Origin of the sequence: Comamonas testosteroni (assembly GCF_000761245.1) — a bacterium.
GTDB lineage: Bacteria > Pseudomonadota > Gammaproteobacteria > Burkholderiales > Burkholderiaceae_C > Comamonas > Comamonas testosteroni_C.
Genome location: NZ_AWOR01000001.1, coordinates 228,760 through 242,654 on the forward strand (window position 1 = coordinate 228,760; position 13,895 = coordinate 242,654).

General features: G+C 61.9%; 13 protein-coding genes. 4 read left to right on the forward strand and 9 right to left on the reverse strand.

Annotated elements, in window-relative coordinates; genetic code table 11:
• Positions 1–78: 78 nt before the first annotated feature.
• On the reverse strand, positions 79–369 hold the full coding sequence (gene groES / locus P353_RS00965) for a co-chaperone GroES (RefSeq protein WP_003058782.1): 291 nt from the start codon (positions 367–369) through the stop codon (positions 79–81).
• Between the two features lie 246 nt (positions 370–615).
• Here groES and P353_RS00970 point away from each other — a divergent pair, with 246 nt between their 5' ends.
• Complete coding sequence (locus P353_RS00970; protein WP_232776188.1) at positions 616–3,264, forward strand: chemotaxis protein CheW; 2,649 nt, start codon at positions 616–618, stop codon at positions 3,262–3,264.
• 13 nt (positions 3,265–3,277) lie between these two features.
• Here the strand turns inward: P353_RS00970 and P353_RS00975 are convergent, their stop codons facing one another.
• From P353_RS00975 to P353_RS01000, 6 genes are all read right to left on the reverse strand, one after another.
• Positions 3,278–3,616 (reverse strand): H-NS family nucleoid-associated regulatory protein, encoded by a 339-nt coding sequence (locus tag P353_RS00975; RefSeq protein ID WP_034364335.1) that lies wholly within the window; start codon positions 3,614–3,616, stop codon positions 3,278–3,280.
• A gap of 188 nt (positions 3,617–3,804) precedes the next feature.
• On the reverse strand, positions 3,805–4,299 hold the full coding sequence (locus P353_RS00980; protein ID WP_034364336.1) for a GNAT family N-acetyltransferase: 495 nt from the start codon (positions 4,297–4,299) through the stop codon (positions 3,805–3,807).
• A 66-nt stretch (positions 4,300–4,365) separates the two neighbouring features.
• Positions 4,366–5,526: a bifunctional nicotinamide-nucleotide adenylyltransferase/Nudix hydroxylase gene (locus P353_RS00985; protein ID WP_052084628.1), complete on the reverse strand. Its 1,161-nt coding sequence runs from the start codon at positions 5,524–5,526 to the stop codon at positions 4,366–4,368.
• A gap of 208 nt (positions 5,527–5,734) precedes the next feature.
• On the reverse strand, positions 5,735–7,438 hold the full coding sequence (locus P353_RS00990; protein WP_034364338.1) for an NAD+ synthase: 1,704 nt from the start codon (positions 7,436–7,438) through the stop codon (positions 5,735–5,737).
• 16 nt (positions 7,439–7,454) lie between these two features.
• Positions 7,455–8,660 (reverse strand): nicotinate phosphoribosyltransferase, encoded by a 1,206-nt coding sequence (gene pncB / locus P353_RS00995; RefSeq protein ID WP_034364340.1) that lies wholly within the window; start codon positions 8,658–8,660, stop codon positions 7,455–7,457.
• A 67-nt stretch (positions 8,661–8,727) separates the two neighbouring features.
• A complete protein-coding gene (locus tag P353_RS01000; protein ID WP_034364342.1) occupies positions 8,728–9,576 on the reverse strand; it encodes a cysteine hydrolase in 849 nt (282 codons plus the stop codon).
• 121 nt (positions 9,577–9,697) lie between these two features.
• Between P353_RS01000 and P353_RS01005 the strand changes: the two genes are divergently transcribed.
• On the forward strand, positions 9,698–10,381 hold the full coding sequence (locus P353_RS01005) for an NUDIX hydrolase (protein WP_034364344.1): 684 nt from the start codon (positions 9,698–9,700) through the stop codon (positions 10,379–10,381).
• Between the two features lie 65 nt (positions 10,382–10,446).
• Here the strand turns inward: P353_RS01005 and P353_RS27705 are convergent, their stop codons facing one another.
• A complete protein-coding gene (locus tag P353_RS27705) occupies positions 10,447–10,620 on the reverse strand; it encodes a DUF1328 domain-containing protein (RefSeq protein ID WP_003058756.1) in 174 nt (57 codons plus the stop codon).
• A 193-nt stretch (positions 10,621–10,813) separates the two neighbouring features.
• Positions 10,814–12,001 (reverse strand): methionine adenosyltransferase, encoded by a 1,188-nt coding sequence (gene metK / locus P353_RS01015; protein WP_003058753.1) that lies wholly within the window; start codon positions 11,999–12,001, stop codon positions 10,814–10,816.
• A gap of 126 nt (positions 12,002–12,127) precedes the next feature.
• On the opposite strand from metK, the gene P353_RS01020 reads away from it, so the two are divergent.
• Complete coding sequence (locus P353_RS01020) at positions 12,128–12,979, forward strand: lysophospholipid acyltransferase family protein (RefSeq protein ID WP_034364345.1); 852 nt, start codon at positions 12,128–12,130, stop codon at positions 12,977–12,979.
• On the forward strand, positions 12,976–13,857 hold the full coding sequence (locus P353_RS01025) for a lysophospholipid acyltransferase family protein (RefSeq protein ID WP_034364347.1): 882 nt from the start codon (positions 12,976–12,978) through the stop codon (positions 13,855–13,857). The genes P353_RS01020 and P353_RS01025 overlap by 4 nt, the downstream gene beginning before the upstream one ends.
• The last annotated feature ends 38 nt before the right edge of the window (positions 13,858–13,895 follow it).

Below are 13,895 nucleotides of genomic sequence, written 5' to 3' on the forward strand. Positions count from 1 at the left end.
AATGGGGTTCAATTGGGCTGCCTGCGCTTGTCAATCAATCGCCGACAGCCATGAAGAGGGGGATGTGTTCGGGAAGGATTACTTCTCGACGACTGCAAACAGGTCGTCTTCCTTCATGACCAGCAGCTCGTCGCCGTGGATCTTCACGGTCTGGCCAGAGTACTTGCCGAACAGAACGCGGTCGCCGACCTTCACGTTCAGAGCGATCAGTTCGCCCTTGTCATTGCGCTTGCCGGGACCCACAGCCAGCACTTCGCCTTGGTCAGGCTTCTCGGTGGCAGCATCAGGGAGCACGATGCCCGAGGCTGTCTTGGTTTCGTTTTCGAGGCGCTTGACGATCACGCGATCGTGCAGGGGACGCAGGTTCATACCAACTCCTAAATACATCAACAAAGTTGAAACAAGACTTGCCAGCCATCCTGGCCGACATTCGGAATATCTAGGGTCAAGCTGTTAGCACTCAACCCCATTGAGTGCTAATAATAAGGCAATTTCCTGAGCTTTCAAGACCTCCCCCCAGCCGATCAGAGGGCAAATCTGTCAGGAAACAGGGTTTGTTCTTAGTCATGTGTAACGTGTTTTTACAAATAGGCCTGGCTTTTGCTCTGGCAGAACATGCCTCTAGAAACCATGACTGCCCCGGCGCAGCGCGCCCAGGATCTGCTGCAGACAGACGTCTTCATTCCCCATATGCGCCAGGTCGGGCGCTGCGAGAGCTCGCTCAGGGAGCTGAATCTGATGTGGCGGCTCATAGAGTCCTCCGCCAAGATGAATTGCCCGCAGGAAGCACAGGCCTTGCTGCCCATGATGGCCGCCACGCGTGGCGGCTTCGAGCGGCTGGAGCAGGACCTGGTGCAGTCCATGGTGATGCAGGCTGTGACGGGGGTGACGGCGGGGCTGGCCAGTCAGGCACAGCATCTGATCGATACCCTGGTGCGCAATCTCTACGAGCGCACGGCCGACGTGGGGTTTTTGGCGACCGACGCCATGCTGTGCCAGTTCATGGCCGGAGCTGATGGCGACGAGGCTGCCATCACCCAGCGTCTGCGTGCCTACCGCAGCAAGTACACGGTCTACGCGGACATTTTGCTGCTGGATGCCGAAGGCCAGGTGCGAGCGAGTGCAAGCGAGAGGAGTCAGGCCACAGGTCAGCCATGCCGGGATGCGTTGATTGCCCGTGCCCTGCAAAGCCAGGGCTTTGTGCAGGGCTTCGGTATCACTGACCTGCTGCCGGGCCATGACAGCGGCCTGATCTATGCGCATCGCATGCTTCACCCGATCAACCAGCAAGCCGTGGGCGTGCTGTGCCTGTGCTTCGACTTCGACGGTGAGATGCAAGGCATCTGGAGCGGGCGAGACCGTACAGACGGTAGCGGCGCGCCCGAAGCTCAGACCAGCATCGCCCTGCTGCTGGATGAGCAGGGCCAGGTGCTGGCCAGCAGCGATCTGCACTGGATTGGTGTGGGCGCGAATGTGCGGCCTCACCGTGATGGTGCGAGCGTGCTGCATGTGCATGGGGGACGCACCTATTTGGTGCAGTCTGCGGCATCGGCAGGCTATCAAGGCTATATGGGTCCTCAGGGCTGGCGGGCGCAGATCATGACGCCGCTGGAGCTGGCCTTCGGTCTTCAATCGCAAGCGGGTCTGGAAGGGCTGGATGCCGCGGTGGCCCAGGGCCTGCTGACACATGCACACCGTTTCTGCCCGCCCCTGCACGCCATCCACAGCGCAGCGGACACCATACGCCGTGTGGTCTGGAACGGGCGGGTGATGACGGCAGGCAAGCAGATGGACAACACGCGGCTGCAGGCCGTGCTGGAGCAGATTGGCGAGACGGGGGCGCGGACCAACGAGGTTTTCTCTCAATCCATTGATGCGCTCTATGGCACGGTACTCAATACTGCACTGCGGGACAACAGCCTGTTGACCAGTCTGCTGGTGGATCTGCTTGATCGCAATCTCTATGAGCGTGCCAACGACTGCCGCTGGTGGGCGCTGACGCCGCAGCTGTCCGAATTGCTGGAGGTTCTGGCCTTGGGGGAGAGGGCTGGGGATCAGGTGAGCGAGGCGTGCGAGCTGCTCACCGCCATTCACGACCTGTATACGGTCTACCAGCAAATCATGGTCTATGACATTCGCGGCAAGGTCGTGGCCATCAGTCAGCGAGGCCGCCTGGATGCGGGGGGCAGCGAGCTGCTGGGCACTTATATAGAGGCGGACAGCCTGCACCAGGTTCTGGCGCTGGCAGGCACCCAGGCCTATCACGTGTCCCCATGGCGCCCCTGTGTGCAGCACGAGGATGAAGGACCGACCTATGTCTATCACGCGGCCATACGCAACTCCGATGGCATGGTGCTGGGCGGAATCGGCCTGGTGTTTCATGCGCAGCGTGAATTCAAAGCCATGCTGGAGGGCGTGACCGGCGTTCAGGCAGGAGGCGCAGGCAGCAGGCGGGTGGCCTACCTGAGCCGCTCGGGCATGGTCATGTCTTCTTCGGATGTACAGCTGCAGCCGGGAGTGCAGCTGGAACTGCCGCCCGTCATGCTGGCCCTGGCACCCGGACAGAGCATGGCCCGTGCCATGGTGTATCAGGGCCAGTATTGCGTGGTGGCGATCACGGCGGGCAGCGGCTACCGGGAGTTCAAGCGCAGCGATGGCTATCGTGAAGAGGTGCTGGCTTTGTCCGTGCAGGCGTTTGGCGCCGTGCAGGACGATGCGCTGGCTGCAGTCTCACGCCGCAACACCAGGGTGCAAAGCCTGGCGGCGGCCAGCCAGGGCAGTGCCGCCGGTATGGAGATGGCGACCTTTTTTGTGGGGCGCAGCGTGCTCGCCGTGGACGCGGCCTGTGTGCTCGAGGCCCAGAGTGCCTCGGCTATCGCTCCCGTTTCGGCCGGACGCTTGCCGCACTGTGTGGGTACGCTGGCGCGGCGCAGCCAGGGGGCTGTGGCCGGCTATGTATGGGTCTTCGATCTGGGGGCGCTGCTCTTTGGCAAGCCCGTGACCAGGACGGCGCAAAGCCAGGTGATCGTGCTGGAGCACCTGGGGCTCAAGCTGGGCGTGCTGGTCAGCGATCTCGAAGGGGTGGTGCGCTTCGAGAGCGGGCAGTTGCGACTGGCTCCTGCAATGGCGGGTGCGGCGGATCAGCTGGTGGACCGCTTGATCCGGGCCAATGAAGGAGATCTGCTGATCCAGTGCCTGAACGTGGCGGCCCTGGTGCGCATGCTCAAGGCGCCACTGCCGGCGGAGCAGGGCGCTGGCGGCTGAGCGGCCCGGCCGCTTACTGAACCGGGAACGGGTTTTTCTCGTCGCGCGGCGCGCTGAAGTCCACGCTGGGCGTGGTCTTTATCTCGTACTGGCTGCGGTCCTTGCCTTCTATCCACTTCGGGGGCTTGCCGCGGCCGGTCCAGGTCGCACCGCTTTCGGGGTCGTAGTACCTGGCCTCGACCTTCTTCTTCTCCTCAGGCCTCCAGGGAAAGACTTGCTGAGAGGTGAAGCCGAAAGTGGCGATCAGTTGCTTGACGGTGGCCAGGGCGTCCTTGGCTTCGGTGCTGCGCGCTTCTTCGATGCGCTTGTCCAGCGCATTTTTCTGAGCGATGAGTTCTTGATAGCTTGGCATTCTGGATTCCAGAGATAGTGTGAAAGGTCAGCACTGATTGCCGCCTTTGTTATTGTTTTGCAAAACCATTCATTTTGGCGCAAGCGCGAACGCGCCGCATTGTTGATGTTGCGTACACTCAATCTGTAAAGGGGCGCACATCACTTCGAAGGGCTGCAAACATCACTCTGGATGATCCGTTTTGCGGCTCAAGCCTGTTTTTCACCTGTGGCCATGGCCTGCAGGGCCGAACCCGTCATGCGATAGCGGATCCACTCGGTCTGCGGCAGGGCGCCCAGGCTGTCATAGAACTTGATGGAGGGGGTGTTCCAGTCCAGGCAGCTCCATTCAAAGCGGCCGCAGTCCTTCTCCATTGCAATCCGGGCCAGATGCTGGAGCAGGGCCTTGCCGGCGCCGTGGCCGCGTGCGTCGGGAGTGATGTACAGGTCTTCCAGGTACAGGCCGTGCTGGCCCTGCCAGGTGGAATAGTTGAAGAAATACACGGCAAAGCCCACGGCCTTGCCCTCGATCTCGCAGATCAGGCCGAAGACAGCAGGGTTGGCGCAGAACAGCGTGCGACGCACATGGTCGGGCGTGGCCTTGACCTCATGCTCGGCCTTTTCATAGATGGCGAGTTCACGCACAAAGTGCAGGATCAGGTCGATGTCTTGCTCGGTGGCAGGGCGGATATGGAGCTGGCTCATGGAATTGCAGGAAAAAGTAGCTCCAGCGCTTGATGGTCAAGCGCTTGCAGCTATGGTTTTGATGTATCAGGCGACCTGGAGTTCGGGCTCGCTCTGAGCCAGAGTCACGGGCAGGAACTGGCACAGGATCTGGAAATGGTCCTCGAAGAACTCGGCCTCCATGCGGGGCAGATCGGCAATCGGCACCCAGCGGGCCAGGGCGGCGTCGTCCGCACCTTGCACCGGAGGCAGGCTGGGCTGCACGCCCAGATCCAGATAGTGCACATGGGTGATGGTACGCCCGCGCAGGCTGCGGTCCGGGTGATCGAAGACCTGCACGGCTTGCAGGGCCGCCAGCAGATCGGCCTCGCTGATGGAGGAGCAGGTCTCTTCACGCAACTCGCGCATGCAGGATTGCCAGAGGCTGTCACGCTGCTCGAGAAAGCCGCCGGGCAGCGCCCACAGGCCCTGGCCCGGCGCATGGCCGCGCTGAATCAGCAGCACCTGGTCCTGGCCCTTGGCGCGGCAGCGCAGCAGCGCATCCACGGTGACGAACACCGGTGCATAAGGCGCCTTGGCCCAGGCCCGCTTGTAGTCCTGCAGCATATGCCACTCTTTTTGCAGGCGCAGATACAGCGGGGTCTGCGCCCAGCGGCGCAAAAACTCCAGCGTGCTCTCGGGCATCTGGGAGGAAAGCCTGGCCAGGGCGGCATCCATGGCTTCGGACGAGGCGCCGCCTTCGCCAAAGAAGATTTCGCGCAGCGGAGTGGCGTCGAACTGACCCAGGCGCGGCAGGCTGATCAGTTCCCAGCCCGGAAAGCGGGCCAGATAGCTGCTGCTGGAGTCCTTGAAATGCCCGACCAGGGCCACGCTCGCGCCTTCGGGCACATGGGCATGCACGGCTTCGCGCACGGCATGCACCCACAGCGGCTCGTTGTAATAGTCGCGCACGGGCACACAGCGCACGCGCCCGGCATCCTCTTTCGATAGCGCATCGCGCAGCATCTGTGCGCGCTCGTGCCAGCTGAACGGGTTTTTGGGATTGGGAGCCTGCCAGGCGCTGCCCAGTACCACCACGACCTGGCGAGCCCGCTCCAGTGCGGCATGCAGCAAGGCCATGTGGCCGTTGTGCAGTGGCTGAAAGCGGCCAATCAGCACGGCGGTATGCAGGGGCACGGAGGTGGGCAGAGTCTCGGGTGAGGCGGCGATGACACGCTTGCTGGAGGTGTTGGGACTGGCTTGAGGCATGAGAGCGAAACCCGTACAGAAATCGGCGCCCGCAAGGGCAAATATTGGTGAAAACTGGGCTGAGCGCTTACCAGGTAAGTGCATGAAGCTCACTTTTTTGAATGGATAACCCGTCCTGGCACAGTGAAGTCGGTGCGGCGAAGGCCCTGGCTGCACCAGCGCGGCGGCCAGGCTTTGCCACTATGTCTCAAGCGGGTGTTGGGCATTGCTACTCGTAGTGTGCCGCAATCGGCATCTGCCGGCCCGTGCCAAAGGCCCGTGGGCGTACTCTGAGCATGGGCGGAGCCTGGCGGCGCTTGTATTCGCTGCGGAACACCAGCTTCTGCACGCGGGCAATGGTCTCGGGCCCGCCTGCTTCGGTGCGCAGCCTGGCCACAAAGGCGGCGGCCTGCGCATATTCCTTGTTGGACAGATGCTGGCCCTCGATATGCCATTTGAGAATCTCGTCGAGCACGGCATAGGGCGGCAGGCTGTCCTCGTCCTTCTGGCCGGGAGCCAGTTCGGCCGAGGGCGGCTTGTCGATGATGGCCTGCGGAATCAGCTCGCGCCCCGCATGGCGGTTGATATGGCGCGAGAGCTCGAAGACTTCGGTCTTGTACAGATCGCCGAGCAGGCCCAGACCGCCGTTGGTGTCGCCATACAGGGTGCAGTAGCCCACCGAGACTTCGGACTTGTTGCCCGTGGTTAGCAGAAGATGGCCGAAGGCATTGGAGAACTCCATCAGCGTGGTGCCGCGTGCGCGGGCCTGCAGGTTTTCCAGCGCCAGGCCCTTGAGCGGCTCGCCAAAGCTGGCCTCGAACTGGCGTGCATAGGTGGTGACCAGCTCCTTGATCGGATGCTCGTACAGCTTGACGCCCAGATTGCGGCACAGCAACACGGAGTCGTCGACCGAGCCTGCCGAGGAATAGCTGGACGGCATGGTGATGCCGACCACATTCTCCGCTCCCAGGGCATCGACGGCCAGGGCCAGCGTCAGTGCCGAATCGATGCCGCCGGAGCTGCCCACCACCACCTGCTTGAAGCCGCAGCGGCGCGCATAGTCGCGCAGGCCCAGCACGATCTGCTGGCGGTAGAACTCCATGGTGGGCAGGCCCTGGGCCGGCACGCTGCTCAGGGCCTGGCTGCCCAAAGCCTGAAACCGGCCTTGTGCATTCAGCTCCAGTGTGCAGACATCTTCTTCGAAGCGCCTGGCTTCAAAAACCAGTCCCGCCTCGGGCTCGACGGCAAACGATGCGCCGTCAAACACTATCTGGTCCTGGCCGCCGATCTGGTTGATGTAGAGGATGGCCAGCTTGTGGCGCGCCGCAGCCTGGGTGAAGACCTCGTGGCGCTGCTCGCGCTTGCCCAGATGGCTGGGGCTGGCGTTGATGCTGATGACTAGGTCTGGCGCCGCATCGCCCATGCGTACAAAGGGGTTGGTGGCGTAGTCGGCGCCCTGGTCGTTCCAGCCGTCCTCGCAGACCAGAAAGCCCACCTGGCAGTTGCCCACGCGCAGCACCTTGGCCGTGTCGGCCCCGGGCTCGAAGTGGCGGCGCTCGTCAAAGATGTTGTAGGTGGGCAGCAATTGCTTGTCGTACTGCAGGCGGATCTGTCCGTTCTTGAGCACCAGCAGGCTGTTGTGCAGCGGTTTGCCGGGGCCATTGTGCCGGGTGGGCGCGCCCACGACCCAATGCAGATCGGGGAGCTGGCGCGTGGCCTGCAGCAGCTCCTGCAGACCTGCATCCAGTCTTTGCAGAAAGCTGGGCTCGTCCAGCAGGTCGCCGGGGTAGTAGCCGCACAGCGACAGTTCGGAAAACACCACCAGATCGGCCTGTTCGGCCGCGGCCCTGGTTGCGGCTTCTCGCATGCGGCGGATATTGCCGCTGATGTCGCCCACCATGTAGTTGAGCTGGGCGAGGGTGACTTTCAGCATGGTTTCCTCCGGAAAATCAGGCTGCCTTGGCAGCAGGCTCAGGGATGTTGAAGACCTGGCGCAGATAGGCCAGATAGGTCTCGTCGTTGCACAGCGTCTTGCCGGGCGAGTCCGAAATCTTGGCCACGGGCTGGCCGTTGGCATGGGTCAGCTTCATCACGATATTGATCGTGGTCAATCCCATGTCATTGGTCAATCGCGTGCCTATGCCGAAGCCGCACTGGATGCGATCGGCAAAGCGGTGGTAGAGGGACAGTGCCGTGTCCAGATCCAGTCCGTCCGAGAACACCAGACGCTTGCTCTGCGGGGCAATGCGCAGCTTGTCATAGTGGGCAATGGCCTTCTCGCCCCACTCGAAGGGATCGCCGGAGTCATGACGCAGGCCGTCGAACAGCTTGGCAAAGTACATGTCGAAGTCGGCCAGAAAGGCGTCCATGCCCACGGTATCGGTCAGGGCGATACCCAGGTCGCCGCGGTATTCCTGCACCCAGTCCTCGAGGGCGGCTACCTGGAAGTCGCGCAGACGCACGCCCAGGGCTTGATAGGTCTGCAGATACTCATGGGCCATGGTGCCTATGGGAACCAGATTCAGATCGCGTGCCAGCAGCACATTGGACGTGCCCTTGAACCACTGCGCGGTTTCCTGGGCAAAAGCCTGCACCACCTCGTGTTGCCAGGCTCCCGAGAAGCGGCGGCGCACGCCGAAGTCAAACAGCTCGAAGGGGTTGCGCAGCCTGGCCTCGACTGCCAGGTGCTTGAGCTGGGCCAGCTTGACCTGCAGGCGTTTGCGGCCTTCGACAAGGGCGGCCTCGGCATCGAAGCGGCGGAAATACAGCTCGTTGACGATGGCCAGCACATAGATCTCGAAGCCCATCACATGGACTTGCGGGCCCTTGGCCACGATATGGAGCCGGTCGCCTTCGGCCCAGGCGCGGATGAAGGCGCGCTGGAACTGGAAGATGCGCAGAAAGTCGATGAAGTCGCTCTTCATGAAGCGCAGACCGGCCAGATAGTCCAGCTCGCCCTTGTCGAAACGCAGACTGCACAGGGCGTCCAGCTCGCGCTCCACCTCGGGCAGCAGCTCGGCCAGCGGGAAGGCCGTGGGCGTGCGGCAGACAAATTCGTACTCGGCCTCGGTCTGGGGGTGGCGGTGCAGCATGGCCTGCCACATGGTGAACTTGTAGAGGTCGGTGTCCAGCAGGCTGGTGATGATGGGCTTCATGCCGTTCTTCTTTTCAAAAATATGAGCTGCTAGCGCTTGGTCCAGAAGTGCTAGAGGCTGATTTGTCTCATAAGCCGAAGCTGGCGCTGGTTTCGCAGCGTACACCGGTTGACCGCATGCGTTGCAGGAAGTCGTGGTGCGCGGTCTCGAATCCGGCGACCGGACTCATGCAGTCAGTCAGCAGCACGATGCGCGAGAAATCATCGCTTTCCCAGTGCTCCACGATGTGCTCGGTGGTGGCGCGCACGCAGTGGCTGCTGGCCTCGCCCGCAATCACCAGGCAGCTGCTCTGGCGTAACTGGGCCAGCAGGGCGGTGTTCAGGCCGGTTTCGGGGTCCTGCGGGTCGGGTACTTCGGCGCGAATGGCGCTGTAATGCTCGGTCCAGGGGTTCATGCCCTTGAAGACATGGCGGGTGGCACGGTGCTGCAACTCCTGCCACTGGCGGCAGGCCGCGAGCACGCCGGCATGGATGCCATGGCCCCAGCTGCCGATCTCGCAGTGCAGCGGCCAGACCATGAGGGTGTAGCTGCCCTGAGCCTCCAGCTGATCCAGGTATTGCACAGTGCGCTCGCGCTCGGCTGCGTTGCGCGGCGCATAGTCGCCGGCACGGACCTGCGCTGCCGTGATCGGGGTGAATGGCAGGACGTCACGGCCATCGCGCTGCTGCCAGAAGGCGGGATGAGCAATGTCATAAGCCTGGTGCGAGTCCAGAGTGATGGTGACCTGGTCCAGCTTGTCTCCCTGGGCTGCCATCCAGCTGCTCAGGCGCTGCATATCGGCATGAGCGCCCGTTACCGGAAGGCTGGGTGCTATCGCCTGATGAGTACCAGGCGAGTGGGGGCACCAGTCGGCGGGCAGGTCGCAGAAGTCGTTTTGCGGGTCAATGATGAGCAGCTGGGTTTGTGTATGACTCATGGTGTTCAGCTTTCATGCGAGATGCAATGTTTGCAGTCTAAGTTACTTAAAATATTTTTGCAACTAAGTATTTTGAATTGATGTGAAATAATTAGGAAAGAAAAACGAAGTTGGTAAAAAAATGAATCAAAGTAATGAGCGCAGAGAAACGGTGCAGGTGAGTGTGGATGTGGTGCTGTTGACCCTGGTGGAGCAGCAGTTGCATGCCGTGCTGCTGCGTCGTCAGGCTGCGCCTTTTGCCGGGGTATGGGCTTTGCCCGGCGGCTTTATTCATACCGAGGAGGATGCGGACGCAAAGGCCAGTGCGGCGCGCGTGCTCAGAACCAAGGTGGGTATAGAAGGTGCGTATCTTGAGCAGCTGGCCACTTTCAGCGGCCCGGCACGCGATCCGCGCGGCTGGTCGGTGGCGATCGCCTATTGCGCTTTGCTGCCCGTGCAGAACCTGCCGCCGAATCGCTCCGACATTAGCGTGGTGCCGCTCTCGGCCCTGCCGCAGCTGCCGTTCGATCACCGTGCCATCCTGGACGCCGCCTTGGAGCGCGTGCGCAGCAAAAGCCTGTATTCCTCCTTGCCCGTGCACCTGTGTGGCGAAACCTTTACGCTGCCGCAGTTGCAGCAGGTCTATGAAAACATTCTGGGTGAGCCGCTGAACAAGGTCAGCTTCAGGCGCAAGATGGACGAGATGGACTGGCTGGAGGCCGTGCCTGGGGCCATGCTGGGTGGCGGGGCGCATCGGCCCGCCCAGCTTTACCGCGCCAAGCCCGGCTTCAGCCAGACGCTGGCGCTGACTGCCCGGGGGCTTTGAGGCCGGCCTGCATGAAAAATGCCTGCACAAGGCAGGCATTTGGGCGGGTGTGCAGCGGAGGGCGGCTAGCTGACAGCCCCTATGCCCAGCAGCGCCAGAACCACAAAGATCACGGCAACGGCAATGAAGATAAAGAACAGGATCTTGGCTATGCCGGCTGCGCCTGCAGCTACGCCGGTGAAGCCGAAAACACCGGCAACCAGGGAAATGATGGCAAAAATAATGGCCCACTTGAGCATCGGAACTCCTTTGTCTGAAGCGATGTTTCAAGCCTAAGCCGCCGGGCGCAGGCTTGCGGTGCTCATTTGGGGGAAATCCTTGTCGGCTTGATCCGACAACAAAAAAGCCACCGCAATGTGTTGCGATGGCTTCTTGGCGAGGCTTGAGGGCTCAAGCCCTCAGATCCTCAGGCCCGTTTTGAGGGTGTCCGAATCACTTCAGACCGGCAGCGGCGCGCAGTAAAGCCGCCTTGTCGGTGCGTTCCCAGGTGAACTCGGGCTCTTCGCGGCCGAAGTGACCGTAAGCCGCAGTCTTGCTGTAGATGGGGCGCAGCAGATCCAGCATCTGGATGATGCCCTTGGGGCGCAGGTCGAAATGCGCGGCCACCAGCTTGGCGATTTCCGCATCGGGAATCACGCCCGTGCCTTCGGTGTACACGGTGATGTTCATGGGGCGGGCGACGCCGATGGCGTAAGCAACCTGCACCTGGCACTGGCGCGCCAGACCGGCGGCCACCACGTTCTTGGCCACATAGCGCGCGGCGTAGGCGGCCGAGCGGTCCACCTTGGTTGGATCCTTGCCGGAGAACGCACCGCCACCATGGGGGCAGGCACCGCCGTAGGTGTCCACAATGATCTTGCGGCCGGTCAGGCCGCAGTCGCCCTGAGGACCACCCACGACGAAGCGGCCCGTGGGGTTGATCAGGTACTTGGTGTCCTGCAGCCACTCGGAGGGCAGCACGGGCTTGATGATCTCTTCGATGATGGCTTCGGTGAACGAAGCCTTCATCTTGGTTGCCGTTTCCGACTGATCGGGGCTGTGCTGGGTGGACAGCACCACGGTGTCGATGCTGTGGGGCTTGCCGTCCACATAGCGCAGGGTCACCTGGCTCTTGGCGTCTGGGCGCAGGAAAGGCAGACGGCCATCCTTGCGCAACTGGGCCTGACGTTCCATCAGACGGTGTGCGTAGTAGATGGGCGCGGGCATCAGCTCGGGCGTTTCGTCGCAGGCGTAGCCGAACATCAGGCCCTGGTCGCCAGCGCCGGTGTTCAGTTCGTCATCGCTGGCCTTGTCCACGCCCTGGGCGATGTCCTGGCTTTGCTTGTCGTAGGCGACGAGTACCGAGCAACCCTTGTAGTCGATGCCGTATTCGGTGTTGTCGTAGCCGATGCGCTTGATGGTGTCGCGTGCGACCTGGATGTAGTCCACATTCGCACCGGTGGTGATTTCACCGGCCAATACCACCAGACCGGTGTTGGTCAGTGTCTCGGCAGCCACGCGGCTGTGCGGGTCTTGGGTGAAAATAGCGTCCAGAATCGCGTCAGAGATCTGGTCGGCAACCTTGTCGGGGTGGCCTTCAGAAACCGATTCCGAGGTAAACAGAAAATCGCTGTTCGCCATTGATATAACTCCTTGTAGCTTGGGCAATTGCGTTGCCTGAGCTTCGAAGTCTGGCGAACGCTTTAGCAGTTTTGTTTTTACGTCGCCCTGCAAGTTGCTCTTTAACTCAGCGACCCCGCTATTCTAATGCCTTCCCTGTTTCGACTGTTTGCTGCACTGCCTTTATGGCTATTGCATGGCCTTGGCGCTGCCATGGGTTGGATGACCTGGGCGCTATCTCCCACCTATCGGCGCCGATTTGCAGCCAATGCCGCGCAGGCCGGATATGGCTTTGCCCAGGTCAGGGCTGCGGTGGGGCATGCGGGGCGCATGGTGTTCGAGATGCCGCGCATCTGGCTGGGCCAGTTGCCGGACTGCGACATCGTCAATGGAGCCGTGGCCGAGCAGGCCTATGCACGTGGCAAGGGCATTGTGTTTCTTACGCCACATCTGGGCTGCTTCGAGATGTCCGTGCAGGCCGCAGCGCGGCGCTGGTCGGATCGGCATGGCGCAATCACCGTGCTCTACCGCCCCGCACGCCAGGGTTGGCTGGCCGAAATTCTGGAAACCGCGCGCAATCGTCCTGGCGTTCAGGCCGTTCCCACCACCCTGGCGGGCGTGCGTCAGATGATCAAGGCGCTGCGTCAGGGCGCGGCCGTGGGTCTGCTGCCTGATCAGGTGCCGCCCAATGGTCTGGGCATCTGGTCGCCTTTTTTCGGTCGCGATGCGTATACGATGACATTGGCAGCACGCCTGGTGTTGCAAACCGGGGCCACGGTGATCGTGGCCCGGTGCGAGCGCAAGTCCTGGGGGCGGGGCTACACGCTGTATCTAGAGGAATTGCCTGTGCCCGAATCTCAATCGCTGGAAGCCACCGTGGCGCTTATCAATCGCGCCATGGAAACCACCATTCGCCAGTCTCCGCAGCAATATCTGTGGGGCTATGGCCGCTACAAGCAGCCACGTGAAGACAAGCAACTCTCGGGGGAGAAGGCATGAGCGCCAGCAAGATCGCCATTGCCGGCATGCATGTGCTGGCCAAGCTGCCGCTGCCCGTGCTGCGTGGCCTGGGCAAGTTTGTGGGGCGTGTGCTGTTTGTGGTGGCGGGCCAGCGCCGGCGCATCGCGCTGCGCAACTTCGAGCTGTGCTTTCCAGATGTGCCTGAGGTGCAGCGCAAAGCTTGGGCGAAAGAGTCCTTTGAAGTCTTTTGCCAGACTTTTCTCGACAGAAGCTGGCTGTGGTTCGGCTCCGAGGAGCTGGTGCGCAGCCGTGTCAAATTGGTCGGGGCCACGCATGAGCTGGAGGGCGATACGCCCACCATCGTCTTCGCGCCGCATTTCTACAGCATGGATGCCGGTGGCCTGGCCCTGCCGCTCAATACCGAGCGCGAGTTCACCTCCATCTTTGCCACAAATCCCGATCCGGACCTGGATGCCTGGTTCATGAATGGCCGTCAGCGCTTCGGCAATGTGAAGATGCTCAACCGCGCCGATGGCGTCAAACCCATCATCCAGTGCCTGCGCAAGGGCGGGCTGCTGTATCTGCTGCCCGATATGGACTATGGCAAGAACGATTCGGTGTTCGTGCCCTTTTTTGCGGTGGAAAACACGGCCACGATTCCCTCGCTTTCGCGCTTTGCGCGCCTGGGCAAGGCCAAGGTGGTGGCGCTCTACAACCGCATGACGCCTGAAGGCTATGTGGCCGAGCTGACGCCGGCCTGGGAGAGCTTCCCGACGGACGACCATGTGGCCGACACCGCCCGCATGAACCGCGAGCTGCAGGCCGCCATCATGACCATGGTTCCGCAGTATTACTGGGTGCACAAGCGCTTCAAGACCCGCCCGGATGGCGAGCCATCGCTGTATTCCAAAGAGTAAGCATCAAAGCGGCTTGAAGGCCCAGGTGGAAAGAAGCC